Source organism: Candidatus Acidiferrales bacterium, assembly GCA_036514995.1.
In the GTDB taxonomy this organism is placed as follows: Bacteria; Acidobacteriota; Terriglobia; order Acidiferrales; family DATBWB01; genus DATBWB01.
Genome location: DATBWB010000058.1, coordinates 17,475 through 44,407, shown reverse-complemented (window position 1 = coordinate 44,407; position 26,933 = coordinate 17,475). Strand labels below are relative to the sequence as shown.

Below are 26,933 nucleotides of genomic sequence, written 5' to 3'. Positions count from 1 at the left end.
TATCTCGGCGTGCCCCGCCCTTTGGGCGCGAGCCGGGTCGAACTCATGGGTCGCAAGATAGTAGAAAATCTTCGCGTACCCCGTCAACTTGGTGTAAAACGAGAAAGGAATGATCGGCGGGGTCGCGTCTTGATCCGCATTTTTCGATTGTTGTTTTGTTCCGCGCTTTTCCTGCTCGCTGGGCTGTGCGTTTCGCCCGCACGGGCTCTCGCAGAAGCACTGGTCCCCGAAAAGGGCCTGCGCGTCATCGAGCGCAATCGCTACCCGGAATTGTCGCTCGATGGCCGGCCGTTTTTTCCGCACAGCGCCATATTCTTCTATTACCGCACGCCGCGAAGCCGCTGGGCGGCCACGCTCGACGCCTATCGCCGGTTCGGTATCAACACGATTGACCTCTACATCCCCTGGAACTGGCACCAGCCCCAGCCGGATGTTCTCGACCTGGATGGCCAGACGCACTCCGGACGCGACTTGAGAGGGCTGATGGCGTTGCTTCGCGAGAAGCATCTTTCCGCCATTGTCCGCATCGGGCCGGTGATTCTGAACGAATGGCGCAACGGCGGCTATCCGGATTGGTTGCTCGAGCGCCCCGAATTTGCCATGCCGGCGATTGACCGTCTCGAGGGCCGCTATCCTCCACTTTCGAGTCTCGGTGCGCGTGATGCGGAAGCGGCTGCCGCCGGCTGGCTTGGTTTGTCCGCCCACTTGGAAGCGACCCAGGCGTGGTATCGAGCGCTCATGGCCGAGCTGGCGCCGCACCTGGCTTCTCGCGGCGGCCCGATCCTGCTCTTCCAGCTCGACGATGACCAAGGCAACGGCCATGTGAACTACGCCGGCCCCAAATTTTGGGAATATCTCGAGCGTCTGGCAGACATGGCGTCCCGCTCTGCGGGAGCAGGCGGGGAAGCCCCGTTTGTCATCAACCCGATTGACATGCGAGTGCCGGCGGCGGGATGCAGCGCGTCCTTGCCGCGCCCGATTGCGTCGTTGGGCCAGTGGTATCTGAGAGGGCGCCGCCGGGTCAATGCTTCCGACCGGACGGAGATGGAATATTTTGTCGAGGAGTTGAAAACGCAGCCGTGCTTTGTGGCGATGTTGAGCGAATTTCAGGCGGGCTGGTATGCCCCGGGCGATGACAGCCGCCCGCCGCCGATTGAATCCGCCTCCACTTTGCTGGCGTCGCGGTTGCTGCTCAGTCGCGGTTTGCGCGGGCTCACCTATTTTCCTTTGCAGGACACGGTGACGCCGGCGGGATATGAAGTTCCCTGGGCCAATCGGTTCTATCGCTGGGACGCCGCGTTCGACTTGAATGGGGAGCGGCGGGAGCGGGCCGGGGCGCTCCTGCGCAATGGTCGTCTCATCCACGCGCTGGGCGAAAAACTGGCTGCCACCCATCTCCAGGCCAATCTCGGGGTGGTGGATCTGACGGCAAGCCTGCCGCAAGCTTCTTTGAGTCCAAAAGAGATCCGGGAAATTGCCGCCAACCTCCAACGCGCCCTGCGTCTCCTGGAAGCGATGGGCTATACCGGCGAGCTGGTGGACGCGGAAAATCAGCCGGCCAGCCAACTCGAGCGCTACCCCTTGCTCTTGGTCTTGTTGCCGCCGGGCACCGATGCGGAACTCATCCCTCGAAACCGCGTGTCGGAAAAGACGCAGAAGGCGCTCGCCAACTACGCGGCTGGCGGCGGGCAGCTTGCTTTTCTTCCCGGCCAACCACCCTGGCCTGTGTTCCGGGCCGCGGTCAGCAAGCATCCCGTTTCACCGGCTGCCAGGATTCATTCCCTTCCGGCAGAGATTCTTTCCTGGGTGGACCCTTCGTGGAGTGACGCGGAAATCCGCCGGCAGGCCGGCTGGTCGCAAACTCACTCCGGGTTGCGGAAGTTCCTGGACGAAGCGGGCATCGAGCGGCACATCATCGGAGCGGGCGCAAGCAGCCTCATCGCCACCCAATTGGTCAGCAATCCGCCCTCCCGAAGCTTCGGGACGGCCGGCACCTCCGATTCGCGCATGCCGGCGGCCGAGCCACCGGCGGCGTTCGGCTTCCTGAGTGTGACGAACATGGAGGAGGAAACACAGACCGAGTCGTTCTCCGTTCGGGACCCGGGCAGCGATCCTGCCGGGGCGTGGCTCGAGCTCCGAGAGGTTCGCGTGCCCGCGCGCGATTCGCTGCTTTTGCCGCTGCGCGTGCCGTTGTGCGCTTCCGGCGATTGCCCCGAGCGCATCCGCTCGAGCACGCTCGAGCTGTGCGGGATCTGGCGCCGCTCCAAGACCTTGAGCCTTGCCTTCTACGTGCCGGAGCGCGGCGCCGTTGAGTTGGAGTTGCCGCAAAAACCCAGAAGGGTCGAGGTGGACGACTACGACGTCAAGTTTGAATGGGACGGCAAGAAACGCACCGCTCGCTTCGCCCTGCTGCGCGGCCCTGCGCCCTATTTCCTGCGTTACGTCGCGGTGACGCTGCCCTACTCCCTGAAGGAAGCGTTGACGGGAGAAAGGCAGTACCCGCCGCCCGAGTATGACCTGCTCAACGCGTTGCGGATTCCTCTTGATGCCGATCGCAGCCTGGTTCCCCGTCCATGGATCCTCGACCGGTCGCAACCGCCGGAGAATGAGCTGTCGTTTTCTCTCACCGCTTATGGTGAAATGCCGGTGGCGGCGAGCGTGACCTACGAAGGCGGCGAAAAGGCCGGCAACCGCACCACCCTCAATCCCGATGTCCCCGGAAACCTTCGGCTCGAGCTCAAGCCGACCGAAGACCTCTTCGGCCAGGGCCAGGTTTCCCTTCGCATTGGCAAAGAGAAGACCCGGGAAGCTCTTCGCTGGATTCGTGTCGGCCGGGGCAAAACAGCGGCGATGGCTTTGTCGCTCGCGGGCGACCCCGCCGTTCACGGCGAGCCTTCACTTCAGGGCAAGCTTGCAGTGCGACCGGGGCGAACTGCGGCGGAGACGGAATATTTTCTGGAAAGCGAACGGCTCCGCTTGATTCTCTCGCCGGCGGCGGGCGGCCGAGTCATGGCGCTCATGGATAAATCGGCAGGCACAAACTGGGTAAGCAGTGTCGGCGGGCTGCGCGATTTCTTTTCGTTCTATGAGCAGCCGCCGGGGATTCGCCCGGAGCGGGCCCGAGGCATCGGCGGCCTCCACAATCGCGCTTATCACGCTGAAATCCTGGAAGCGGGTGGTTCACCCGGCGGGACAGCCGCGCTTCGCTTGAGTTACGTTGCCCCGGAAGTCTTGCCCGCCGGGGCGAGGGTCGCCAAGACCCTCCGCCTCAATCCCGAGACACCCCATCGCGTCGCCATCGAATACGAAATCTTGCTTGAGAAGAGCGAGCTTGCCCCGCCGACGGCGGGGCGGGCGGGCCCCGTTCCGTCCCGAAGGTTCGGGAGAAACGGGGCGGGGGTCGAGCAATCCTTTATTTCCGGGATTTCCGTCGCCGCCGGCGGTCGCGAGCCGCTTCGTTTTTGCTGGCAAGAAGCCAGCCGGGAAACCTGCCAGGTCTTTCCGAGCGGTGAAACCTTCCGCCTGCCCGCTCCCGTTCGCGCCCTTCGCGTTCACCGCGCTGAGGGGGATGCCGGTTTGGAAGTGGGTTGGGAGGACGAAGCTCGAGCAGCGATCGAGATCAAGAATTTCTCAGCCATGATCCGCCTGCGCTTTCCACCGCTCACGCCCGGCGGGCCGCCCGGTCGGTATCGCATCTACTATTCCCTGGGATTGGCTGGGGCAGAACCAAATTGAATCCGAGACAACGCGACACCCTTTTCCGGGTTCTAACAGTCTGTCAGAATGGGGCAGAAGGAGCATCCCGCTGGAGCGGGATCTTCCTGCCGGGCCGAGACCGGGTACTTCACATGAAACTGGCCGTAGTGGGATTTCTTTGGGTTCTTTTCGCGGCTCCCCCGCCGATGGCAGGGCAGCAGCCGGGGCCGCTGCCGGTGCCGCCTTCGGTGCCGCGAGGCAAGCCTGTCGAGCAGGTTGCTCCCACCGATACTTCGCCGACACCCATCCCCGTCCCGGAGATCATCCAGCGTTTTGCTGCCAGGGAAACGGAGTTCCGGGCGGCCCGCGACAATTACACCTATCGCCAATCCGTCAAGGTACAGGAGCTTGACTTCGACAGCCGGCCGGCTGGCACTTACGAGATGACCAGCGACGTCGTCTTCACGCCCGAGGGGAAGCGCTTCGAGCGCGTGTTCTACGAGCCTGTTCCTACGCTCAAACGCATCTCGATCTCGCCGGAGGATCTTTCCGATATCCAGAACATCCAGCCGTTCGTGATGACCACCGAGGAACTGCCGCTCTACACGCTCGATTATCTGGGCAGGCAACCGCTGGACGAGCTGACCGCGTACCTCTTTCGGGTCACCCCCAAGAAAATTGACCCGCGGCACCGCCTTTTCCAGGGGCTCATCTGGGTGGATGACCAGGATTTTCAAATCGTCAAAACCTACGGGAAGGCTGTGCCCGACCTGAACCAGGGAAAAGAGGGCCGCGAAAACTTGTTCCCCATGTTTGAGACCTACCGCGAGCAGGTTGACGGCAAATACTGGTTCCCCACTTACACCCGGGCCGAGGATACGCTTCCTTTCAAGACGGGGCCCGTCCGTATCCGAATGATCATCCGCTATTCGAACTACAAACGCTTCAAATCCGACGTGAAAATCACCTACGGCGGAGAAGCCACCCCGAAAACGACGGTTCCGCCGAACCCGGAGCCACCCAAACCGCCCCGGTAATCTGCCTCCGGCTTGCCTCTTGCCTGTATCGCAAGCGTAACAGAGGCAAGAGCCGGATTGTCGCAGGGTGGCCTGAACGCCTATACTGGCACGCCATGAAAATGCTTCAAATTGCGGTTGCGGCCAGCCTCGCCTTCGTGCTTTTTGCGGTCGTCGGTGTGTTCATGCGCCGATTTCTCAAGTCGCTCTACTTTGCCTACTACGATAGCGTCCGGCAGGAAATTCTGCTGGAGATCGAGGTGGGGTTCGAGCCCGAACGCATACTGAAAGGCGACTGGAGCGTACTTCGGCAGACGCGGGCGCGCGCCTTTGACGATTTGCTGATGGCGCTGGCCGGGGGCCAAGCCGCACTGGGCCGGGGCGCGGTGGAACAATTCGAGCTTGCCCAGCGGCTGATGCGCTCCAGCGGCCGCGTCCAGTATCACCTGGCTTTGCTGGCAAAGCTATCCCCTCCCTCCGAATTGATGCGCTCGGCAACATTGCTGGGCGCGCTCGGCCTGATTGAAGGGCTTCATCCCCTCGGCAAATTACTGTCGCATCCCCGCCCGGAGCTGAAAGCTGCGGCATTGCAAGCGCTGGAGCGGATTGGCCTGCCGGAAGCGGAGCCTTATCTCCACCGTGTTGCCCCGGAAGTAACTCGCAAAGGCGAAAACCGCCTCCTGATCCGCGCCATGATTGCCTGTTGCCGTGGCACGCCCCATGCGTTGGTTAGGTGGCTCACCGATCCAGCGGCGTCCGTCCGATTGGCGGCGGCGACAGCTTTGGCTGAGACGGCTGCACCGCAGATCGCCCCGTCGCTCCTGCCCTTTGCGCGTGATCCTGACCCGGAGGTGCGCGCTCGCCTCGCGGACGCTCTTGCAGCATGCGTGAGTGCGTCGGGGAAGGCAGTGGGCGCAGCCGAGGTGTTGGCTGGCATTCTGGAATTGGCGCGCGATCCGGTCTGGTTTGTCCGTGTGCGGGCGCTCGATGCCCTGGCACGCATGCCCCGTCAGAACTATATCCCACGGATCCTGGAGTGCCTGCGCGACCCGCACTGGCAGGTACGCCAGAAAGCGGCGTATGCGTTGCGGTCCGTCCGAGGTGGAACCATCGGTCTGAAGCAACTGAGCGAGCATTTGCGCGAGCTGGATGACAACTACGGCCGGGCGGCGCTGGTCACCGACCTTGAATACTGTGGCATCATCTGGGATGCGGTAAACCAGCTTGAAGAAAAGTCCGGGCCTCGCGTCAAGGAGGCGCTTGAGTTTCTCCAGACGCTGGCCGAGTTGGGCTTTCAGGGAGCGGCTCGGTATGCGCTGGAGCACCACCCGGTGGCGCTGGTTCGCTCCCGGTTGAAGCGCCTCCTCGAAACCCCACTCGAAACAGTGGAAAATTCCCCCTCCTCCCTGACATAATCCTGCTTCTCTCGGACGATGCTTGCCAATTTGCCAGCTATCCGGATCGCCAGCGAAATCATTGGCTGGGTGGTAGTGGTCTACTACCTGGCGGTGAATAGCTATTTTCTGTTTCTCCTGATCTGTGCCTGGCTGGACTACCGTCAGTATCATCGCCGGCTGGTAGCGCTCAACCTGGACCTGCTTTTCCGCTCGCCCCGCACGCCGCCGATTTCGATCCTCGTCCCCGCCTACAACGAAGAAAAAACGATCATTGAGAGCGTGCGGTCGCTGCTGGCGCTGCATTATCCCAGGCTGGAAGTGGTGGTCGTGAACGACGGGAGCAGCGACGGAACGTTGGAGGAATTGACTCGAATTTTCTCCTTGCGCCGGGCCGATGTGGTTTACCGCGAGCACATCCCCACGCAGAAAGTACGCGATATCTATCTCTCGACGACGGTGCCGCAGATCGTGGTGGTGGACAAAGAAAATGGCGGCAAAGCCGATGCCCTGAACGTTGGCGTGAACCTGGCGCGCAGCCCTTGGGTTTGCTCGGTGGATGCTGATGCGGTGCTTGAGGAAGAAGGTCTCTTGCGGGTGATCCGTCCGGCCATCGAAGATCCTCAAGTGGTGGCTGCCGCCGGCATCATTCGCATCGTGAACGGCTGTGAAGTCTCCGCCGGCAAGATTCTTTCCGTGCGCCTTCCCCGCGAACCCATTTTGATCTTTCAGGTGCTTGAATACCTGCGTGGGTTTTTTCTTGGCCGACTTGGTTGGAACCTCACGAACTGCCTGATGGTAATCTCCGGCGCTTTTGGCGTGTTTCGCAAGGACGCGTTGCTGCGCGTCGGCGGTTACAAGACGACGACAGTTGGCGAGGACATGGAGATCGTCGTCCGATTGCACCGCAAGTTGCGCGACCTCAGGATTCCCTATCGCATCGTATTTGTGCCGGACCCGGTTTGCTGGACGGAGGCGCCGGTGCGGCTAGCCGCGCTTAGCCGGCAGCGGCAGCGTTGGCAGCGCGGCCTTTGCGAGGTGGTGGCGGCCAGTCGGGTCATGCTGTTCAATCCATCTTATGGCGCCATCGGCTGCCTGGCGTTTCCGTATCATGCCATCCTGGAATTGTTTGGCCCGTTGCTGGAGGTGCTCGGCTGGGTGGTGGTCCCGGTGGCATGGGCACTCGGCATCCTCTCTACCCTCTTTTTGCTCTGGTACCTGTTGCTCTCTCTGGCTCTGGGGACGCTTCAGACCGTGCTCGCCATCTTTTTGGAGGAGATCGCGTATCGCCGATATGGCTCCAGCCGCGACGTGATGCGGCTTTTCTTCTACAGCCTGTTTGAGCACCTGGGGTATCATCAGATGACGGTAATTTGGCGTTTGCAGGGCACTTGGCAGTATCTGTGGGGCAGCAGTGGCTGGGGCCAACAAACGAGGGTCGGGTTCCGAACCCGGAGAAAAACCACCGCCTGAGCCGCATGCCGGCGGGACCAAGACCTACGCGCCGGTTTTTCCAGACACGGCAGCGTTGCTGCGGACCGAACTGGCCCAACTCGAGCGGCGCGACTGGGAACTGGTCAGCGTGGGAGCTATCCTGGTTGTCCTGCTTGTGGGCACCATTTTGGCGGCGATTTTTCCGGTGGGCCGCGCCTTCGGCAATCAAATCATCCGCATCGTCCCGCGAGAGCTGTTTGCTCCGCTCCTTTACGGCCTGGTGGCGATCGTTCTCTTGCTCAACGTCTATCTGATTGTCAAGAAGCGGCTTGTCGCCAACCTGCAAAAGTATCTGATCAACCTGGAGCTGCAACTGGCCGAGACGCGGGAGTCAGTGCTCTACGACCCGCTGACGCAACTCTACTCGCGCCGAGTTTGCGACGAAATCCTTCCCAAGGAGCTATCTCGGGCTGCCCGCCTCAAGCGGCCGGTCTCGATCCTGGTGGTGGAGGTGGACAACTTCCGGGAGACCAACGCTCATTACGGCCACATGTTCGGCGACCGCCTGTTACAAGAAATCGCCGGGCTGCTGAAAAACACGGCGCGGGCCAGCGACCTGGTCTTTCGTTTTGGCGGAGATGAGTTCCTTCTTTTGTTGCCGGACACGGATGCGGCAGGGGTCCAGGCGCTGCGCCGTCGCCTGGATAAAGCTGGCCGCGGGCTCTCCGTATCTCCTCCCTCAGGCCACCGGATGGCCATCTCCTTCAGCGCCGGTGCGGCAACCTTCCGGCCTGGCCAGTCTGCGCCTGATCTGCTGACCGAGGCGGAAGCGGCGCTCTACGAAGAACAAACGCGGGCGCCACGCAGCGCCCCCTCCTCAAGCTAACCGCAGCGCTTTCCCGTCTGGAGTGTGGGAGCATGCTCCCGCCTTCCAAATCGGATTATTTGTACGATGAGTCCTAAGGTTCTCCTCTTGTCAGAAGCGACACGCCTAATCGCCTGGGGATTGTCTGCGGGCAGATCCCTGTCTATACTGGAGATGCTTTTCCAGTGCGCCCGAGGCCCCTCCGCCTTGGGCCGATAGCCCCCTGTAAACCCCTCCGTTCCATGATTCGCGCACGCTACAGCCAATGGTTTCTCGCTATTGCCATTACCCTCACTCTTGCGGGGACGCAACTCCTGTGCGCGCAAGGACAAAACCTCGAACAGCTTCGCACTCAGGCGGCAGCGGAAGCCTATGCTGGCCGTCACGCCCATGCCGAGAAGCTCTGGCGCGAAGTGCTCTCCACCCGGCCGCAGGATCTGGATGCGCAAATCTGGCTGGCGCGACTGGCCGGATGGCAAAAGCGCTACCATGAATCGGTCGAGGCTTACAAGAAAATCCTCCGGGAACATCCTGAGGCCACGGAAGCGATGCTCGGCTTGGCCGCGGTCTATCTTTGGGAAAGCAAGTACAACGATTCGCTGGAAGTGCTCGAGGAGGCGGAGGCGCTTGCGCCGGAGGACATGGACATTCAGCTCCTGATGGCGCGCAACTTCCTCCAACAGTGGAAAAAGAAAGAGGCAGAGGAGCATCTACGCCGGGTGCTGGCGGCCCGAAAGCGCGACCAGGAAGCGCTTGCCCTCCAGAACCAGCTCGATGCGCTCACCTTGTATCAGGTCTCCTTCGGCTACTCGTTCGAGAGTTTTTCGTTTGCCCCTGACGCTCACTGGGGCAGCCTGGAATTTAGCCGGAACCAGCCGCAGGACTTGCTCGTTGGGAACCTCGATGTGTTGAACAAATTCGATGAGCAGGTCGTCCGGGCCGGGGGAACGCTGCTGCACCGCTTCGAACACCGGCGGAATCTGCGTGTAACGGCCCTGTTTGCCCCGCGCGGGGATGTCCTCGCCAACCAGGATTACGACCTCGCTTACGGCCAGAACCTTGGAGAAAGGTTCGCAGTCAATACCGGCTATCGTTATCTGAATTTCCGGACAGCCAACCTCCATGTTTTCCACCCCGCACTGGAGTTTTATCCTCATAAGCGAGTGGAAATGGCAGCGACCTATTTCCTCACGAAAAGTCGTTTTCCCGGTCCACCGAACGACGCACTCACCCACTCCTACTATCTCCGCGCCCTGGTGCAGGTGAACGCAAAGCTCTTTACTTCGGCCGGCTTTGCCCGCGGCATTGAGAATTTCTCTGCCCTTAGTCGTGATCGCTTGGGGCGCTTCCTGGCGAACACCTATTCTTTTGGCGCGCGTTACGAGGTCACTCCCCGCAACGGATTCTCTTTCAGCTTTGCCCGCCAGATTCGCTCCACCGGCTTGACACAAACCGGTTTTGGTTTCGGATTCTTCCATCGCTTTTGATTGTCCGGGTTCGCCCGCATTCGGCCGATGCAATCGAGATCGGGATGACACGAGTAGCCCCACGTGACCAAGGTTTCCTCCAGGCCAGCTTGACTGCTCGCGTGCTTGGCCCCGGTTTTAACCCTTATTTTTCTCAAGGATTGGCAAGATTTCGGAGAGATCTTGGAGGAGGTACTTTGCTCGAGCACGCCGCAGGCGCGCGTGCGTAGGATAAGGGCCAAACACGGCGATGGGGAGAACGCCGGCGCGGCGGGCCATTTCGATGTCTTCGGGGGTGTCGCCGACGTAAGCACACTCCCCCGGAGCTGCCCGTAGCCGGCGCAGCGCAAGATGAAGCACGGCCGGGTCCGGCTTATTTCGGCCGCCCTGTTCGCAGAAGAGTTTCACCTCAAAAAGTTTGTCCAGGCGAAAGCGCTTCAGCTCGCGAAGGACACGGGAACGGTTGCCGCTGGTGATCAGCCCCAGGCGATACCCGCGCAGGTGAAGCGTTTGGAGCACGCCGCGGGCGGCCGGGACAAGTTCCGGGGAATGACTCCGGTAATGCTGCCGCCAGAGGCGGTCGGCGCGGGGCCAATCTTTTCTGGCGATACCCATTTTCTTGTAAACGAGGTGCCAGTTGGGGGAATAGATTCGCTTGAGACGCGCTTCGTCGCAGCTCTTGCCGAAGGCGGCGAACATGTTCTGATAAGCGTGAGTGCCGGCATGATAGGAGTCGAGCAGCGTGCCGTCCCAATCGAACACAACCGCGCGAATCAGAGGCTCGATGCCCATGCTTCCCGCCGACGATGGTAACAAAGAGCGGGGGATGAAGAACACAAACGAAATTCGAAACTCGAAATCCGAAACTCGAATTCGAACCTCGGGCTTTCCATTTCGATTTTCGAGTTTCGTGTTTCGCGTGCGAAGCAACAGACGCTCTCAGTGCTGGACGGTCGAAGTCACTGCCGCCACGCCCTCACACGGCGATGCCGATCTGGCCGAACCAGGTGACCCGGTCCCAGTAACCTCGCTGAAAAACAATCAGGCCGTCGCGCACTTGAAAGAATCCGCAGCCGCGCAACCGGAACGAGCGGCCCGAAGCCGGCCGGCCGGCAAATTCGCCGCGGTGCGTGCCCCACCCTTCCCATTCCAGCGCCGCCCATTCCCCCTCTTCGAGAAGATTGACGCGGCTGTGTCCCATGTCGGGGAAAGCGCGGAACAACACGCGGAAGCTCTCGTGAATGGCCTCGCGGCCTTTGAGCGGCTGGTCAGCCACCTGCCAGTTCACCGCGTCGCTTGCATAGAGCGCCGCCAGCGCGTCCGCGTCCTGACGGTTGAAGGCCGCCGACCAGGCTTCCACCACCTGGCGGGGAGACCTGGGCATGGAACTCCTCGCGAGAAAAAGTCACCCCGGCGGCCTCAGCCGCCGGGGTGAGAATGCATTTGAACGACCGGCTATTCGGGCTAGAACTCGAACCTCACTGCAAGCTGGACCTGTCGGGGATCGCCGACGCCCTGCCGCAGGAAGCCGTCGAAGTTGAACAACCCGGGTGTGATGAGCGGATTCACGTTGTTGTCATTGTTGAAGGTGTTGAACATCTCGATCATGGGAGTCAACTTGAACCGCTCGCCCAACCTGATGGGACGGAGCACACGCCAATCGAAGGAGAAGAACTCGTTGTTCTTGCGCAAGGTGTTGCGGTTGGTGGCGGTGCGGACGGTCGGAGTGATTGGCTGGGCGGAACGCGCCTGCATCCGGACGTTGACTTGGAAGGACCACGGCAGTTCCGCGTACGTAAAGAAATTGAACTTGTGTTTGATGTCGCGGTCGGACAGCGCGTAATCCAACCCGAGGTTGCTGGGGTCGAAGGAGCGATCGGTGAACGGGTCGCGCTCGTTGGAATCGTCATCTAAGTCTTTGGAGAACACATAGTTCCCTTCCATTTGGAAGCCGTGGCTGAACCGCTTCCGCATTCCAATGGTAAAGGCGCGGTAGAGGGCTTTGCCGGCACTCTTGGCCGTCATCACTTCGCCCAATTCAAATAGGAAAACACCGCTCCGGTTGACATTGATGAAGCGTGTCAGGTGAACACCTTTTGACCAGGTAAAATCCGCGTACAGCGCCCAGTCGGGATAGAGCTCCTGCTCGAAGGCCACGTTGCTCGTGTAAATGCGCGGGTTGGCGTAGTCCTTACTGAACACCCGAACTCCGCTGAAGCACGGGAACGGGTTGGCGCCGCATGATCCCGCCGTCGGGGTCACCAAGCCCGGCCAGGCCGGCGTGGGCGAAGTGAACCCAAGCCTAGCGGTATCCGTGCTGGTGAAAATTGTCTGCTGTTGCAGGCCGTTGGTGGTGATGGAGCCGACCTGCGTCAGCATGTTTTGCCGGGCGTTGTAAATTCCCCAGCTCCCTCGCAAGACCGATTTGCGGTTGTTCAAAAAATCCCAGGCAAAGCCAACGCGGGGTTGGAACATCTTTTTCTGATTGTGAAGGGTGCCATCCGAGGGAAAGTTCGGGTCACTTAGGAACATCCCATAAGCTGTGTCCGACGGAGCCACGACCGGGTCGGGGAAGATTTGGGCTTCCCAACGCAAGCCGTAGTTCAAAGTGAAGTTGGGCCGGATTTGCCACTTATCTTGAATGAACAAGGCGAGCTCTTCGTTCTTGATGTCGGACGCGCCGGCGGCGTCGGTGGCTAGTCCAGTCCTGCCCGCGCCCTGAAGAAAGAGCAACAGCGGGCCAGCGGCAAAGCCGGTAGCGAATCCCGTCGGGCAATTAGTGGGGGAGACGGGCAGCGTAAAATCGCCATAGCCCCCGCCCGCACAGTTCGCCGTGTTGGGGCCAAAGCCCGCCACAGAGGGCGTCTGCGGCGAGGCATAACGAAGGAAACCGGCGACGGTGTCAAAGATGTAGCGACCCTCAAAGAAGCCGCGGAAGACTTGCACGTTGCGGCTGTGGATCCACTCGCCGCCGAGTTTGATGGTGTGCCTCCCGGAGATGATGGAGAAGTTGTCCTTGAGATGCGTGCGCCAGAACAGTTCGTCAATTTTGGGGTTGAGGAAAAAGGGATGTCCAAACCGGAAGGTGTCGACGAAGCCCATGGCCGTGTCGGCTGGCACGTTCGAAACCACCGCCGCGCGAGGTCGCGCCTCTCGCGAATAGGTGAAGTGAGCTTCATTTAATTTTGTTACCGACACGGTGCTGAACAGGTTGAAGTTAAGCACCTGAATCCTGGACGGCCCTTCGATCCCGTTGGCGGAGTTGCCGTAGGTAGAAACGTCGAACGTCTCGTTGATCTTGTTGGACCGGTTAAAGTTGTAAGAAGCAGCCAACTGATTGTTGGGCGTGACGTTCCAGTCGAACCTACCAAAGACGGCAGTGTTGTGAACGGGGCGCCGGACCGGCTGGCCCTCTTCCTGATTCCGAGTCGTTCGCATGAAATTGATCAGCGCCACGCGCTGGCATTCAGCGCTGCCGCTAATGAGGGCCTCGTCGGCCGGATTCGTGATCACAGGGTTCGGATTCGAGCAGGCGGAGCCGAGCGGCTCGCTCAAATTGGCCCGCTGGAGGTTGGCGGTGATCTGCTCGACGGCCCCGAAGAGGAACATCTTGTCCTTGATGACCGGCCCGCCCACTGTGGCGCCGAACTGCTCCCGGTGGAAATCCTTGAGCGGCTTGCCGTCGGAGGTTTCTGCGCTCAGGGCCTCCAGCCGTTGAAAGTGGAAAATGCTACCGTGCACTTCGTTGGTGCCCGACCTGGTGATGACATTGACGACGCCGCCCGCCGTGCGTCCGAACTCCGCGTTAGCGCCGGTCGCCACCACCTGAAACTCCTTGACCGCTTCCAGCGTGATGTCGATGGCGGCGCGCTGGCCGCCCATCTGCTCGCCAAAGAAGCCGTTGTTGTAGTCGCCGCCGTCCAGGCTGATGTTGTTGAAAATCCCGCGCTGGCCGGCGAAGTTAATTGCGTCGCCGTCCGGTCCTTGCACGACGCTTACCCCGGGCGTCAACGTAAGCAGATCCTCAAATTTTCTCCCCAGGATGGGAGTCGTGCTCACCGTCGTCTGGTTCAATGTGGAACTGGCCTCCGTCTTGATCGTGTCCACGGTGGGTGTGGTGGTGACGACGATGCGTTCTGCAGTCGGTGAAACCTTCATCGTCAGAGAGAGGGCAATAGCCTGCCCAACCGTGAGGCTAAAGTTCTCCTGGACGACGGTGGAGAAGCCTTGCTTGGAGACCGTCAACGTATAGCGGCCTGTAGGCAACTGGAGAAAGACAAATCGGCCGTCGTTGTCGGTGCTCAGGGTTCTCGTGAAGTTGGTGTCCAGATTCCTTACTTCAACGGTGGCCCCGGGCACGACAGCGCCCGATTGGTCCACCACCTCGCCCTGGATCACGCCGGTGGTCGCCTGCGCCTGGCCGAACAACGCGGCCGGCAGCAGCCATACCAGCAGACAAACGAATAGCAAATTGCGTTTCATGCTTGTGGCTCCTTCTTGAAAGTGTGCTGTCCGTTCCTGCCGGGCGACGATGCCGGGCAGGCTGGGATGATGTGGGTTCCGACTCTTGTTCTCAGAACCAAGAACACCGTCTTACCCCACAGGTAATCGAGGGACGCGAACCGAGAGCAAAAATGGCCTTCCTGCCGTTAGAAGGGAATCCTGCTTCCTACGGCAACGACTGATCTCTTGCGATTCCGGCCACCCCGACAAGGGCGGCAATGGCTTGATTAGATCGGAACGCCCAAGCTCCCGGAATGACGCCCGCGATTATACTCCTGCTGGCTGTCAAGGCAAGAGGGGAGTGGGCTGCACGACAGATTTTACGTTTCGTCGGGCAGCGATTGGGCCAGCATCTTCGCTGGCAGGATCGAGCGAGCCGGGTTCGGTCAGCTTTCTCCTCGCGCCCCGGTCAGTTGGACGAGCGGCTGGGGACTCGGCGCCAGCGCCGGATCAATCTTCTGCGGGGCGCGCCAGTTGTCGAGCATCGCCACCTGTTGCACGCAGGAGACCGTGCAGCGCGGCGCGCACGGCTTCGGTGTGTTGAACTCGCGCCGCCGATGCTCCGCCGTGTACTGCTCGAGAGGCATCGCCGGGTAACCCCGCTGCTGCGAGCAATAGTGCACCAGCCCGTTCTCGCAGATGTAGAGGTAGCGCGAACCGGCGCGGCAGCGCCAGTGATTCGCCAGTCCCTGCGAAATGTTCTCCTGGAACCGGTTGAACCGCGCATACGATCGCTTGCCCATCGCCATGATCTCTTGAAAGATCTCGCGCTCGCGTTCGCCGAGCGGCCGCAATTGCCCACCGCCGTCGTGGATGATGCCGACCGTGCTGGTGAAGCCCAGCTCGATCGCCCGGCGCGCCACCGTCAGCGCGTCCTCGGGGTCTTTCACCCCGCTCCCCAGCACCGAGTTGATGTTCACCCCGAACTCGGCATGCTCGGCCAGTAGTTCCAGTTTCTTGTCCAGCACTTTCAAGCTCTTCTTCGAGACTTCGTCCGGCGTCACGTTGTCGATGCTGATTTGCAAATGTTCGAGCCCCGCCCGGTTCAGCCGCTCGATGCGCTCCGCCGTCAGCAGGTAGCCGTTGGTGATCAGTCCCGCCAGGATGCCGCGCTGGCGGATGCGCCGGATGATGTCGTCCAGGTCGGGATGCAGCAGCGGCTCCCCGCCGCTGATCGTAATGATCGTCGTGCCAAACGACGCCAGCCGGTCAATCCGCCGGAACAGCTCTCCGGTCGGCACCGGCTTCGAGTGGTCGTCAAACTCGTTGCAGTACGCGCAGGAGAGGTTGCAGCGCCGGATGACGATGAGGTGCGCCAGGACAGGGTGGCTTGTGGAAAGCAGCCCCTTGGCTATCATCCGCCATTCCCGCAGCCGGCGGTGCGCGAAGAGCAGCTTGCGCCGAATCTCCTTGCGGCTCATCTCGCGGCGCAGTACCCCACACCCAAGCCGTACCCGCTCGCTTAACCGTTTCATTACTGTGGGCTTGCGAGCCGCCGAGCGGCTCGCTTCTCGCCGTATGCAGTCGTGTTCTTCCCGTTTCAGATATGCTATGGCTGGACGGAGTTCCCTCCGTGCGGCAGATAGTGGTGTCATCGGGCGCGAAATAATCCGGCAGTCTAGTTGCACCCTAACCCGGGCTGCAATCCAAAACGCCTGAATGGGGAATTTTGAGGGGCGAGCGTGGTAAAAATCCCTTTAAAAAGCAAAGACTTAACAGTCAGGCGACCACCTTGGCGGCACCCTATGTCCTGGTCGGGTGAAACCCGCAATTATCTGATTTCACATGGGCTACCATTCGATTCGGGAACGTGAGAGGTGCCAGGAGGTGCCGTTACACCTGCGGTTTGATGCGGGTCACGTCTTTGGGGAGTTTCAACTCGAATTTGGAGTCGGGGATCTTGAGGTTGGACTTGGCCTCGGTGTAGTGAATTTCGAAGTAATCGCCCCCGGCCTCGAAGAACTTTTGATGAATCGGCAGCCAGGAGACCATGTCGAGCCAGAGATGAATCTTGTTGATCTGGGCGCGGAGCTTATCCGACTTCGGCGTCAATTCCAGTTGCGCCACCGAGCGGCCATCCATCTCCGTTTCCCCGATCAGCGTGACCAGGTAGGCTTTTGGTAGCTCCTTGGCCGACTTGCCGAAGCCGAGCAAGAGCAATTCATCCACCAAGCCACGGTGCTTGGATAGGTCGTATTCCTGGACCTGCTTGATCTTGGGGGTGTAGATCTGCGCCCGATCCCCGTTCAGGAGGATGATTTTCGTGTCTGGCTTTGAGAACTCAATCCGCAGGCGGTTGTCCTTGCGATAGAAAAGTTGGCCGGATTCAGTGGACTTATCGTCCACCACCACGGTCACCTTGGTGCGCTCGATATTGGCGGTGAGCGACTTGAGGTGGTCAGCCGCCTCAGCCATGCGTTTCAAGACATTCTCGCGCGTGAGGCCAGGCTCGCCTGTCGGACGGGCAGGCTTCGTCTGCGCCCCTTCCGCCCCCATGGAATCGGGGCTCACGGCAAGCGTCACGGCAAAAAACAGGCACCACGACAGTACGGTCCGTTTCACCCGCGCCCTTTCCATCCGAGATTGGCTATGCCGCACACAAGCAGATTCTCAGTCCAGCCTGCCAAGTCTTGGTTCCGGCTTTTCCGAGGCGCCCCGCACAACGTTCACTCCTGAGCGCATCCCCCTCCAATTATGGGAGTCAACAGAAGCCGTTCCAGGTTGCTCCCTGGGCCGAGCCAAAGAGGCAAATTATAGGTTGTGACCGACGGACGCGCTAGCAAAAGATTGCGTGTTTAAGTACTTGATAAGAAAAAACTTGTTGAGAGCGTGTCGAAGGGTCGCGGGAGTCATCCCGAGAACGAGTTGGCAAACGCGGGGCTTCCGCCCAGGGGGTCGGCCGTCGGCCCCCGGGAAGCAATGCTCAACGTGGTGAAGGGTCGAGACGCCCGAGCTCGCGGGCAAACAATGGGTTGCCGGGAAACTCGTCGCGCAGCCCGGTCAGCAACTGCCGGGCGCGAGTTTTGTCCTTCTCGCGAAGATAAGCAATGGCCAGGAGGATGCGAGCAAAGGGCGCAAGAAAACGTCCCCGTTGGGCTGTCAGTTCGAGCTCTTGAATCCCCTTCCGCTTGTCGCCGGAAAACCCGCCCAGGCGCAGCAACCAGCGGAGAGGCGCCGGCTGGCTTCCGACAATGTACCTGCCGATCCCCATGGCAAGGTAGGCGTCGTAGTATCCCGGATCGAGAGCCAGAAGTTTGTCCGCCCAATACGACCCCTGGCGCGTGTAGCGCAAGGCAGCCAGGTTGCGCTTTTCGATTAAGGCCGCGTAATCCGCCTTCAACCCGGCGGAAAGCGTCATGGCAAAGAGAGCATCAAGGTCTTTGGGATTGCTTTCGAGCCGCCGGCGGGCGCGATCCTCGGCGCGCTGCAAGGCGGCATCGAGGCGCGTCCGAATAGCCGGGTCGGGCGAGAGTTTCCGCCTGGCTGCGAAGGAAGAGTCCTTGATGAAGAATTGCGCCTCAAGTGCCTCCAGGCGATTCAACTCGGCAAAGAGCCAACCAGCGGCCTCCGAGACCGGGCCCAGGGGATCGTCCTGATGCTCCTCCTGCCACCGTGTGAATTCCTTTTGCGCTCTCGCAAAATCGAGGTTGTACATCAACCGGTACCCGTAATCGAGCGAGGCGGGAGGAACTTCGACCTCGCCTGCGCCGAGCGAGACCACCAGCAACAACAGCACGATCATGACCTTTGCATTTTACTGGAGTCGCTGCCGGACGCCAGCGACTTCCGGAATCGCTTCGTAAACCCATAATTGGATAGAAACCGATAAAGGAAAGATGCCTGCAGTTGCGCAGGGTAAACCGAGTGCCCCCCAAAGCCAGCGGTGGCCGCTATCCGAGCGCATTCTATTCGGTTACTCTTTTTTCTCCTTGTGCCTTCGTCGCAGTTCCTCCGCCAAGGTTTTGATCTCCGTCAAATCCCGTTGCATTTCACTCCAGCCATACCAGAGGGCGTAGTCGGGGTTGGCGTGGAAGGTCCCCTGGAAGGCTCTCATCCGATGCTCCAGGTGCATCACAAACAGTTTCTGTTCAATGACCGTCGGCGCATCGTGGAATGTCAGCAAGTCAGGGAACGCATAAGCATAGTTCTTCGGCTTTTGCAGGATGCCATCCTTGTATAAATCAGCGAGGATGCGAATCGCTTCCGCCAGCAGACGATCCGCTTCACGGATCATCTGGTCGCCCTTTTCGAGTTCCGCCTTGGCAAAATTCGCCGAATGACATTGATGGCAGGTCTTCAGCATCTTGTCGCGTTCTTTTTGCCAATCTTGCTGGGTGAGCCGAGCCACGTCGGCCGTCTTCACCACATCCAGCCGGGCGGTTGGTTTCCCGTCAGGGTCAAGCACACCAAGCCCCTGAAGGATGGTCGTCTGATCGGCGGCCCATTGCTTGTCCTCTGGCAGCGGCAGCCGCACAGCGAGAAATCCCCACGCCGTTCGCACCGCATGGTTGCCTTCCTGCATGTGGCAGGTCTGGCAGGTTGGCGCGGCAACCGTCTCGGGCAGTACCTTGCTTTGCTTCAGCAAGAATCGGACGCCATGTTTCGAAGACGAGTACATTTCCCATTGAGGATGGTCGAAGCCCATGTGGCAGGTCTGACAAGCCTGGGGTTGCCGGGCCTCGACAAGCGAGAAAATATGCCGGGTATGACAGGCATCGCAAGAGGCCACGCCGAAGCCGGCGCCGTTTTTCCTTAAATCTCGAATCTCCGCCTCGGTCTTCAATCCGATCTTGTGGCATCCCCCGCACCCTTTCATCCCTTCCATCAAGGCCATCGGCTGCCAGTGTGCCGTCGGCATCGCTTTCATCGCCGCCCACGCGGCCGCGTGTTTTCCTGCCTTGAATTGCTGCACTTGAGTCGCGTGGCAAGCGGCGCAGGTGTCCGGTGTGGGAATTTGGGCTTTGGCAACGTCCTCGGCTGACTGGTGTTGGTCGCCATGGCAAACCGAGCAGTCAATCCCGCTCCGGCTGTGCTTGCTCAGTTGCCAGTCAGAGACGATGTTGGGCGTGACCTTCTTGTGACAATCCACGCAGCCCTGGCTCCAAGCGGCGGATGGAAAAAACAAGCTGGCCAGACAAATGACAATGGCTCTGTATGTCATGCGTTCATCTCCATAGTGACAGTCGGTCGGCGCGGTTCTCTTGAGCAATAGGACAGCTCAAGTCGGCTGACCTGGAGAAGAGAAGATAAGTCTCTACGCGCGGCCCCGATTGTAAGCCAAGCCACCCCGGGTTTCACCCGCGTTTTCTTCCCCCGGGAGCGGATAGAAGGTCGCCGAGGTGAGATCGGGCAATTGAATTGGAATGGGACTAATTTGGCGGGTGTTTGGCGGAGTCGTCGGTCGCCGGGAACCATTGCCATCCCATTGTCTGGCCACAACGCGGGCAGTGCTCGGGGACCGATCCACCGTCGCGCAAAATCTTCCGGCCACTCTCATCGAGCTCCATCCATTTCAGCAGCGAGTAGCATCCGGTGCAGACTATCAACACGCGTTCCCCGGTCATCCTCTGCCTCCACGAACTTTCCGGGCTTCTCTTCTCGCGGTCCGGGCAACGCCCGCCGCGGCGGGTTGGGCACGGCTGGGGGCACCCCGCTTTTCACAACGCCTGGCGGCGCTCCGGGGCCATCAAGCTCATCACCAACAACAAAAAACAACTGATCATGAGTATCCCTACGAGCATGTTCGCTCCCTCCGGCACTCGCATGAATCTGCTCCGGAAGCGGAGTTGGCTCTCCGAACCCGTTCGGATTCTCCGCGTCCTGTTCCCGGCGCTTGAGAAGCTGGCCGCCCGGATGTATCTTGTTGGGCAGAGTGATTTCGAGCCGCCTGTCTGTGCCGAGCCGAACTGTTTGCGAGTTGCTTCATTTCCTACCGTCCGGGGTCATTCTCGATCCTCTTCGGTGGCAATGTCTCGAAGGAGTTCTGGAAGTTTTCTGAAAAATTTCTCAAAGCGAGGCTCCTTGTGCGTGGCCAACACTCCTCTTCCCTCAAATACCGGTTTGGGAAGTTTTGTCTGGACGAAAGTTGCGAGTTACTCCTGCGGGGCAGAAAAGAAATCGCTCTGCGCCCCAAAACCTACTCCGTGCTGGTCTATCTCCTCGAAAACCCGGGGCGCTTGGTCAGCAAGGCGGAGTTGATGGGCGTCGTCTGGGGAGGCAGAAGCGTCGAAGAAGGGGTCTTGAACCAGAGCATCACCGAGATCCGGCAGGCCCTGGGAGACAATCGCATACATCCCAGGTTCATCCGGACCGTTTCCCGCAAAGGCTATCGCTTTATCGCCGCCATCAGCGGTTCTCCTCGCGAGCTCGGCACGAGCCGCTCCGGCCGAAAAGCGCGAAAAATTTCGCGCAAGGAAGAGCGAGGATTGCCTGCCTGACCTTCAAAGAGACCGGGCTGTTTTCCATTGCTCGTCCACGCGGCGGATGTGGTCGTATTCCGTCTCCCAGAACGAAGGGGATTTCATCCGGTTGAGGTATTCCGCGCTGTAGCCAAACCGCGGCCAGACCTCTTCTTTCTGTCGAAAGAGCCGCTCCTTCTGTTCGCCCGGTCGCACGTCGAGAATCTCACCGGCGGCTGCCCCCCGGAAAATCTCTTCAAACCAGTCCAGCATGACGGCATTCGTGATTGGCCCCTTGCGCCGCTCCAGATCAGCAAGCACCGAGGGATAACGATCGAACCCGTCCGTCGCAATGGTCACGACATTATCCTTCCGGCTCAGGTTGAGAAATTTCGCGGTCCGGATGGAACCGACAATGTTGCAGATGCTCGAGATTCCGAAGAGACCTCCCAGGGGCTCCAGAAAGCCTTCGCCGAGCCGCAAAAGCTTTTCGAGGAGCCGAAGGCCATCGTGCAACACCTTGAGGCCCATCACGCAGTGGTCATCGTGAACCAGGCCGACGTAGTCGGTGGTGAGGACGTTGTGGATCAAAGTCACCATCTTGTCGCCAATGCCTTCAATGCGGTGTGTGCCGCGGCCATTGTTATAGAGCGTGGGACATTCGAGCGGCTCGAGGGCGCAAAGGATGGCGTCCGGGAACTTTGACTTGATCTCATCGCCGGCGGCAAGCGTCCCGGCCGACCCCGGCGCCGCCACAAAGGCGGCAATGCGTCCGTTGCCGTAGGCGCGCGCCGCTTCCAGCGCGCTGCCCCCGGTGACGTATCGGTGGAAACGGTAATTCGGCAGAAGCTCGAATTGAGCGAGAATCTTGTTGCGCGGGTCTCTCTTGTAGTACTCGGCGCGCTCAATCACCAGGATGACGTCGCTCTCCGAGCCCGGCGTCAAGTCCAGCCGGCCGCCATATCTCCGAATGCGCTCGTAGCGCTCCTTGCTCATCTCCTCGGGCATGATGACGACCGAGGGAAACCCCATGAGCCGGGAAATGTAGGCGACGCCGATGCCAAAGTTGCCGGTGGAGGGGCCGATAATCGTGGATTCGCCGGGCACAATCTCTCGCGCCAGCTCACCCTCCAGAAGTGTCGCGTAGGCCGGGCCGACCTTGTGGCTGCCCGAAGGAAAACGGCAGCCGAGAAGGACGATGATGTTTGCCTCCACCCCCGTCAGCTCCCGCGGCAGCACGACGTGCCGGACACGATTCTCCGGGTCTCTCCACGTGATGTTGAACAGGTTGATGGGATCGAGTTCGTTCCCGGCCAGAGCCGCCAAGGCCCGCTGGCGCAGAGCCTGAGGCAGCGACTCCGGATGGAGCATCTCAAAGTAGGTTGGCCCGGGAATCGTCTGCTTCATTCCGGTGGCGTCCTGGTCCTTTCGGGGTCTAGAACCGGTCCCACAAAGCGCGAGCCCGCGCTTTGGCGCCCTCGGCCACTGCCCGTTCGTCCACGGTGACGCATTCCTTGTTGCGCACCACGACGCGGCCGTTGACCAGCAGGGTGTCCACGGCGGCATTCGAGATGCCGAACAACATGTGGCCAAACAGGTTGTCGGGGCGCAGCGGGGTGGGCGGGAAGTAATCCACCAGAATCAAATCGGCCCGCGCGCCAGCCTCAATGCGCCCGAGTTCGAGTCCCCAAATTTTTCGGAGAATCTCCCGGTTGTTGAGAAAGGCGGCGGCGTAAGCTTCAGCATAGCCGACGCGCGGATCGCCCTTGCGAATTTTCTGGAGGTGAAACGCGGTCTTGAATTCTTCCCACAGCCGCGGAGTGTAGCCATCCGAGCCGATCCCGACAAGCACGCCGGCCCGCACCATTTCGACCAGGCGGGCTGTCCCTACGGCATTGTTGCAGTTCGATTGCGGGTTGTGGACAACGTTAATCGCGCGGTGGGCCAGCCGGCGAATGTCGGCCGCTGTCACGTGGACGCAGTGGGCTGCGAGCGAGCGGTCGTAGAGCACGCCGAGATCCGTCAGGCGCGCGACCACCGACTTGTGGTAGCGCTGGCGGGCGTCCCGGACATCCGCACGGTCTTCGGCCACGTGGATATGAAAACCGGCGCCGAGCGACCGGTCAGCCTCGACACACGCCTCAAGCGTGCGATCCTTGAGCGTAAACGAAGCGTGCAAGCCAAAATGGCCGTACACGAGGCCGTCGCCTGCTCCGCCTTGGGCGTTGCGCCGAAGGCGCTCAAGGAAGCGCACGTTTTCCTTGAACCCTTCGCGTGATTTTGCCGGGCCGTTGCGGTCGGTGGTTTCGTAGCAGAGACATCCGCGAAGACCCACCTTGCGAAAGGCTTGCTCGATTCGATCCAGACTGCCAGCGCAAGCATGGGGGCTCGAGTGGTGATCCACGAGAGTCCCCACTCCCGCCTTGGCATAGTCGATCAGTCCGACCAGAGCGCTCCAGTAAACGTCCTCAAGGTCGAGGGCGCAATCCAGCCGCCACCACAGTTTCTTCAAAATTTCCAGGAAGTTCCTGGGCGGCCGGCCCGGCAAAGAGATGCCCCGGGCAAGCGTGCTGTAGAGATGCGTGTGCGCGTTGATGAGGGCCGGCATCAAGAGCCGGCCGCCGGCGTCGAGGGTTTCCCGATCGGCGGGTTCGCTCGAAGCAACCTCCGCCAGCGTGCCCACCCCGGCGATCGAACCATCGGCGGCGATGCGCACCGCGCCGTCGTCCAGGACGCGGTTCGCCCCATCCAAGGTCACAATGCGAGCATTCTTGATCAGCATGTCACTCCGCTATTGAAGCCAACCCGAGCGAAGAGCGGGAGCGAGCCCCGATTCCATCGGGGCAAGCCGGTGGCCTCACGCTGCTTCATATTCGATTTCCCGGTCGGCCATGGTCAGGGCCATGATGGCCTTGCAAGTATGGAGCCGGTTCTCGGCTTCGTCGAAAACCACTGACCGGGGACCATCGATGACTTCGTCGGTAACCTCATTGCCGCGGTCGGCGGGCAAGGGGTGCATATAAAGCGAATGCGGCCGCGCCAGCCTCATTTTTTCGGCATCGCAGATCCAGTGGCGATACTTCTTGGCGATGCGCAAGGATTCTTCGGGATTTCTGCCCATCGTTTTGAGACAGCCCCAGCTTTTGGGGATCACAACGTCGGCGTCGCGGAAAGCTTCTTCCATCGAGTCCACCACCTCGAACTTTGCTCCCGCGGCGCGGGCATTCTTTTGGGCCGCTTCCATCGTCGCCGGCATCAGGAAATATTCGGGCGGATGGGCAAGGGTAACGTCCATGCCGAACCGCGGAAGAAGCATGATGAGGCCCTGGGGCACGGAGAGCGGCTTGGCATAGCTCGGAGCGTAGGCCCAGGTGACAGCCAGCTTTCGGCCGCGTAGATTCTTGCCAAGTTTCTCGCGCATGGTCATCAAATCGGCCAGGGTCTGGCAGGGGTGGTCCACATCGCACTGCATGTTGATCACCGGAACGTCCGCCCACCGGGCCACTTCGCGCATGTAGGCGTTTCCCTCGCCGGGGATGAGGTCGTGACGTATGGCGATGGCGTGGCCATAGCGAGAGAGAATAATCCCGGTGTCCTTCGGGCTCTCGCCGTGGGCCACTTGCATGGCATCGGCGGTGAGGAAATGACCGTGGCCGCCGAGTTGGGTAACCCCGGCCTCGAAGGAATTGCGCGTGCGGGTGGATTTGTCGAAAAACATCAGAAAGATGGTTTTGTCCGGCAGGTAGCGATGCGGGATTTTCTTTTTAAATTTGCGCTTCAGGTCGGCCGAAACATCCAGCAAGACTTCCATCTGGTCGCAAGTCCACTCCTCGGTGGTGATGTAGTCCTTGCCCGGGAAAAGAGCTTTCTTCATGTGGGTGTTCAGATGGCCCTCAGGTTGACATAGTTCACGGAATCTTTTTTGGAAACCGCGTCCAGCAGCAGACGAAGCTGGTGGTAGGGGAGCATGTCAATCGTAGCCGCCGCGCCCGGCACCGCCGCCGTGGCGATGCGGCTGGCGGAAACGGGCTGGTGCGTCGCCGCATCCAGATCCACCTCGACGGCGCCATCGGAGAAGCGAGCGTGGCCGGAGCCGGAATCGATCGAGAGGGAATAGGCCTTGTTGCCGATGGTGCCATAAATGGTTCGTTGCTCTGCGCCGAATTCCACAAAAAAGCCATTGGCTTTTCCGTACTTCCGGTAGGTCTCCAGGCTGCCGAAGAAGCGCGGCTTCTCGATGTATGGGCCACCGTCTTCGGGACAAAAAACGTCGCAGTTTCCGCAATCGTTGCAGAAGTCGGCATAGTTGGCGAGCTGGTGCGCCTTGGCGATTTTGAGGGTACCACCCGGCTCGAAAGCGAGGCTGCCGTCTGGCCCCAGCCGGTAATTGGGATAGGAAATTTCGACCGCTTCATCCTCGTAAACGAAATTGGCATCGTTGGGGCAGACCGGCACGCACTTGTCGCAATTGATGCAATCGTAGAGATAGAGTTTGGAGCCGATTTTGCGCGGTACCGCCTTGTTCTGCTCGTAATAGTAGCGATGGTCAGCGGTGGTCTTGTCCACAATGCCGGGCGTATTGAGCACTCCGGCGGCGTCCACCAGCGCTTGCGGCAGTTCCTCCAGTTTCTGGCAGAGATGCTCGGCGAGAGCAACCGGCAGTTGCGGCGCCACCCTCCCGGAAAACTCCTGCGCCAGGGCCGCGCAGAAGGGCCTGATCGGGGTTGGCGGGCCGGCCGACCACTCCAGCAAACGAGGTTGAAGGGTTGACTGGATCCATGCGAGGGCGCTCGCACTGCCGCCCCGGTCGCTCGAGCCCAGGGATTCCCGCCATCGCTCGAGGACCTGCTCCACAGCGGCGCTGCTCTGGCCGGCATAGCGAAGCACAAAGTCGCCAATCGTCCCGACACCCATGGCCTTCATGGCCGCTTCCAGGCGGTCCATGTACCGCACCAGGCGGCCATAGCCTCCGGGACGAAGCAGGTCGGTGCAGGTGGTGACCGGGACAAAATTCATGGCGACTGCGTTCGAAACATTGTTGGCGTCGAGGCCGGCCGAGAAGGAGATGGGAATCGCCTGCCCCACTTGCTCGCGAAACTTTCGCACGAGGTTCAAGGTGATGACATGCAGGGGGGCGCCCGACATGTACATGACCTCGTCGGTGAAGAAGGTGCGGTGGTTTTTGACGACGAGCGTGTTGCTGAATTTAACCGCCAGGCGTTTGCCGCGCGAGCGAGCTACCCGGTCGAGCCGGTCCACAATTTCGAGCGCCTGCGGAAACTGCAAATCCTTGTCAAAAGCTTCCTGGGTCACGCGAATGTCTTGATAGCCCATCACGTCATGAAGGAGGTGTTCGACCGCCGGCTTGCCGAGCAGGGTGGGGTTCATCTTGATGCAGACGTGGACATCCATTTCCGTCAGCAAAAAATGGACGATGCGCTCGATTTCATCCGCCGGGCAGCCATGGAAGGTGGAAAGGGTGATGGTGTCGCTCAGGCGGGCGGGGAAGGGCAGGTCGCGGTAGCGGGCGAACTCGGGCGTTAGCTGGCCGCGCAACTCATTGACAATCGCCGTCGCGTCCTTCATGGATTCGATCCACTGCCGGACGCGCGGCGAGCTGATGCCTTCGAGATTGTAACCGACGCTCATGTCGTAGATCGTTTCGCGCTTGGAGCCGGGAAACTCATCGCCCAGCAGGCCGGAGGCCTTGAGGATTTCGATCAGCATGGCCGCTCCGACGTATTCGCGCAGGGAGAGATCAAGCTTCAGCTCCTGCGACCATTCGACGTTATAGCCGACGTTGGCCATATCAATGCACGGGCGCGGAATTTTCAGCTCGTCGAGGATCTGGACGGTCTTCAGCTCGATGATGCGCGAGCCAGCGAGCCAGGACAGGACGATGTTCTGCACCATCTGGTCGTGCGGGCCGGCGGCGGGACCAATCGGCGTCGAGGCGCGGTAGCCGTGGAAGAGGACCGAGGTATCAAGCGACGGATCGCCGCGGAAGAATTTCGCCCTGGGCAGATCAAAGATCTTGCCCTCGCGCTCGTACTCCCGGAACGCTCGCTTCAAGAGCAGGTCAAGCGAAAGCGGGAAGAGTTCGGCCATGGAAATACCGTGACCCGCAACCCGTGCCCAGCGACCCGTAGAAGCCGCCTAGG

Annotated in this window: 18 protein-coding genes; 7 read left to right on the top strand and 11 right to left on the bottom strand. The window is 60.6% G+C overall.

From position 1 onward, the window contains the following. The first annotated feature begins 129 nt into the window (after positions 1-129). The 6 genes from VIH17_04160 (at position 130) to VIH17_04135 (ending at position 9,892) form a co-directional block, all read left to right on the top strand. The gene (locus tag VIH17_04160) at positions 130-3,735 is read left to right on the top strand and encodes a beta-galactosidase (GenBank protein HEY4682427.1); all 3,606 of its coding nucleotides are present in this window, start codon (positions 130-132) and stop codon (positions 3,733-3,735) included. Between the two features lie 113 nt (positions 3,736-3,848). Next, a complete protein-coding gene (locus tag VIH17_04155) occupies positions 3,849-4,733 on the top strand; it encodes a hypothetical protein (GenBank protein ID HEY4682426.1) in 885 nt (294 codons plus the stop codon). Between the two features lie 95 nt (positions 4,734-4,828). Further along, on the top strand, positions 4,829-6,127 hold the full coding sequence (locus VIH17_04150) for a HEAT repeat domain-containing protein (protein ID HEY4682425.1): 1,299 nt from the start codon (positions 4,829-4,831) through the stop codon (positions 6,125-6,127). 30 nt (positions 6,128-6,157) lie between these two features. Next, complete coding sequence (locus VIH17_04145; protein ID HEY4682424.1) at positions 6,158-7,579, top strand: glycosyltransferase; 1,422 nt, start codon at positions 6,158-6,160, stop codon at positions 7,577-7,579. Between the two features lie 55 nt (positions 7,580-7,634). Further along, a complete protein-coding gene (locus tag VIH17_04140; protein HEY4682423.1) occupies positions 7,635-8,426 on the top strand; it encodes a GGDEF domain-containing protein in 792 nt (263 codons plus the stop codon). Positions 8,427-8,647: 221 nt separating this feature from the next. Then, positions 8,648-9,892: a YaiO family outer membrane beta-barrel protein gene (locus VIH17_04135; GenBank protein ID HEY4682422.1), complete on the top strand. Its 1,245-nt coding sequence runs from the start codon at positions 8,648-8,650 to the stop codon at positions 9,890-9,892. A gap of 117 nt (positions 9,893-10,009) precedes the next feature. Here VIH17_04135 and VIH17_04130 read toward each other — a convergent pair whose 3' ends face one another. From VIH17_04130 to VIH17_04100, 7 genes are all read right to left on the bottom strand, one after another. Then, positions 10,010-10,663: an HAD family hydrolase gene (locus tag VIH17_04130; GenBank protein HEY4682421.1), complete on the bottom strand. Its 654-nt coding sequence runs from the start codon at positions 10,661-10,663 to the stop codon at positions 10,010-10,012. 184 nt (positions 10,664-10,847) lie between these two features. Next, positions 10,848-11,255, bottom strand: coding sequence for an SgcJ/EcaC family oxidoreductase (locus tag VIH17_04125; protein HEY4682420.1), 408 nt, complete (start codon positions 11,253-11,255; stop codon positions 10,848-10,850). A gap of 80 nt (positions 11,256-11,335) precedes the next feature. After that, positions 11,336-14,353, bottom strand: coding sequence for a TonB-dependent receptor (locus tag VIH17_04120; protein ID HEY4682419.1), 3,018 nt, complete (start codon positions 14,351-14,353; stop codon positions 11,336-11,338). Between the two features lie 407 nt (positions 14,354-14,760). Continuing rightward, the gene (locus VIH17_04115) at positions 14,761-15,849 is read right to left on the bottom strand and encodes a radical SAM protein (protein ID HEY4682418.1); all 1,089 of its coding nucleotides are present in this window, start codon (positions 15,847-15,849) and stop codon (positions 14,761-14,763) included. 358 nt (positions 15,850-16,207) lie between these two features. Further along, the gene (locus VIH17_04110; GenBank protein HEY4682417.1) at positions 16,208-16,936 is read right to left on the bottom strand and encodes an outer membrane lipoprotein carrier protein LolA; all 729 of its coding nucleotides are present in this window, start codon (positions 16,934-16,936) and stop codon (positions 16,208-16,210) included. A 361-nt stretch (positions 16,937-17,297) separates the two neighbouring features. Continuing rightward, positions 17,298-18,116 (bottom strand): hypothetical protein, encoded by an 819-nt coding sequence (locus VIH17_04105; GenBank protein HEY4682416.1) that lies wholly within the window; start codon positions 18,114-18,116, stop codon positions 17,298-17,300. A 171-nt stretch (positions 18,117-18,287) separates the two neighbouring features. Beyond that, positions 18,288-19,535, bottom strand: coding sequence for a multiheme c-type cytochrome (locus VIH17_04100; GenBank protein HEY4682415.1), 1,248 nt, complete (start codon positions 19,533-19,535; stop codon positions 18,288-18,290). An 862-nt stretch (positions 19,536-20,397) separates the two neighbouring features. Here VIH17_04100 and VIH17_04095 point away from each other — a divergent pair. Then, positions 20,398-20,811 carry a transcriptional regulator gene (locus VIH17_04095; GenBank protein ID HEY4682414.1) on the top strand — a complete coding sequence of 138 codons (414 nt, stop codon included), beginning with the start codon at positions 20,398-20,400 and terminating at the stop codon, positions 20,809-20,811. Positions 20,812-20,814: 3 nt separating this feature from the next. Here the strand turns inward: VIH17_04095 and VIH17_04090 are convergent, their stop codons facing one another. From VIH17_04090 to VIH17_04075, 4 genes are all read right to left on the bottom strand, one after another. Further along, complete coding sequence (locus VIH17_04090; protein ID HEY4682413.1) at positions 20,815-22,179, bottom strand: pyridoxal-phosphate dependent enzyme; 1,365 nt, start codon at positions 22,177-22,179, stop codon at positions 20,815-20,817. Positions 22,180-22,207: 28 nt separating this feature from the next. Next, complete coding sequence (ssnA, locus tag VIH17_04085) at positions 22,208-23,554, bottom strand: putative aminohydrolase SsnA (GenBank protein ID HEY4682412.1); 1,347 nt, start codon at positions 23,552-23,554, stop codon at positions 22,208-22,210. Between the two features lie 75 nt (positions 23,555-23,629). Then, the gene (locus tag VIH17_04080) at positions 23,630-24,646 is read right to left on the bottom strand and encodes an ornithine carbamoyltransferase (protein HEY4682411.1); all 1,017 of its coding nucleotides are present in this window, start codon (positions 24,644-24,646) and stop codon (positions 23,630-23,632) included. 8 nt (positions 24,647-24,654) lie between these two features. Further along, positions 24,655-26,880 carry a hypothetical protein gene (locus VIH17_04075; GenBank protein ID HEY4682410.1) on the bottom strand — a complete coding sequence of 742 codons (2,226 nt, stop codon included), beginning with the start codon at positions 26,878-26,880 and terminating at the stop codon, positions 24,655-24,657. Positions 26,881-26,933: the final 53 nt, after the last annotated feature.

Coding starts and splice junctions, on each gene's coding strand:
- VIH17_04155 (HEY4682426.1), top strand. CDS start 3,849: ATGAAACTGGCCGTAGTGGGATTTCTTTGGGTTCTTTTCGCGGCTCCC.
- VIH17_04150 (HEY4682425.1), top strand. CDS start 4,829: ATGAAAATGCTTCAAATTGCGGTTGCGGCCAGCCTCGCCTTCGTGCTT.
- VIH17_04135 (HEY4682422.1), top strand. CDS start 8,648: ATGATTCGCGCACGCTACAGCCAATGGTTTCTCGCTATTGCCATTACC.
- VIH17_04130 (HEY4682421.1), bottom strand. CDS start 10,663: ATGGGCATCGAGCCTCTGATTCGCGCGGTTGTGTTCGATTGGGACGGC.
- VIH17_04125 (HEY4682420.1), bottom strand. CDS start 11,255: ATGCCCAGGTCTCCCCGCCAGGTGGTGGAAGCCTGGTCGGCGGCCTTC.
- VIH17_04120 (HEY4682419.1), bottom strand. CDS start 14,353: ATGAAACGCAATTTGCTATTCGTTTGTCTGCTGGTATGGCTGCTGCCG.
- VIH17_04115 (HEY4682418.1), bottom strand. CDS start 15,849: ATGAAACGGTTAAGCGAGCGGGTACGGCTTGGGTGTGGGGTACTGCGC.
- VIH17_04105 (HEY4682416.1), bottom strand. CDS start 18,116: ATGATCGTGCTGTTGTTGCTGGTGGTCTCGCTCGGCGCAGGCGAGGTC.
- VIH17_04100 (HEY4682415.1), bottom strand. CDS start 19,535: ATGACATACAGAGCCATTGTCATTTGTCTGGCCAGCTTGTTTTTTCCA.
- VIH17_04090 (HEY4682413.1), bottom strand. CDS start 22,179: ATGAAGCAGACGATTCCCGGGCCAACCTACTTTGAGATGCTCCATCCG.
- ssnA (HEY4682412.1), bottom strand. CDS start 23,554: ATGCTGATCAAGAATGCTCGCATTGTGACCTTGGATGGGGCGAACCGC.
- VIH17_04080 (HEY4682411.1), bottom strand. CDS start 24,646: ATGAAGAAAGCTCTTTTCCCGGGCAAGGACTACATCACCACCGAGGAG.
- VIH17_04075 (HEY4682410.1), bottom strand. CDS start 26,880: ATGGCCGAACTCTTCCCGCTTTCGCTTGACCTGCTCTTGAAGCGAGCG.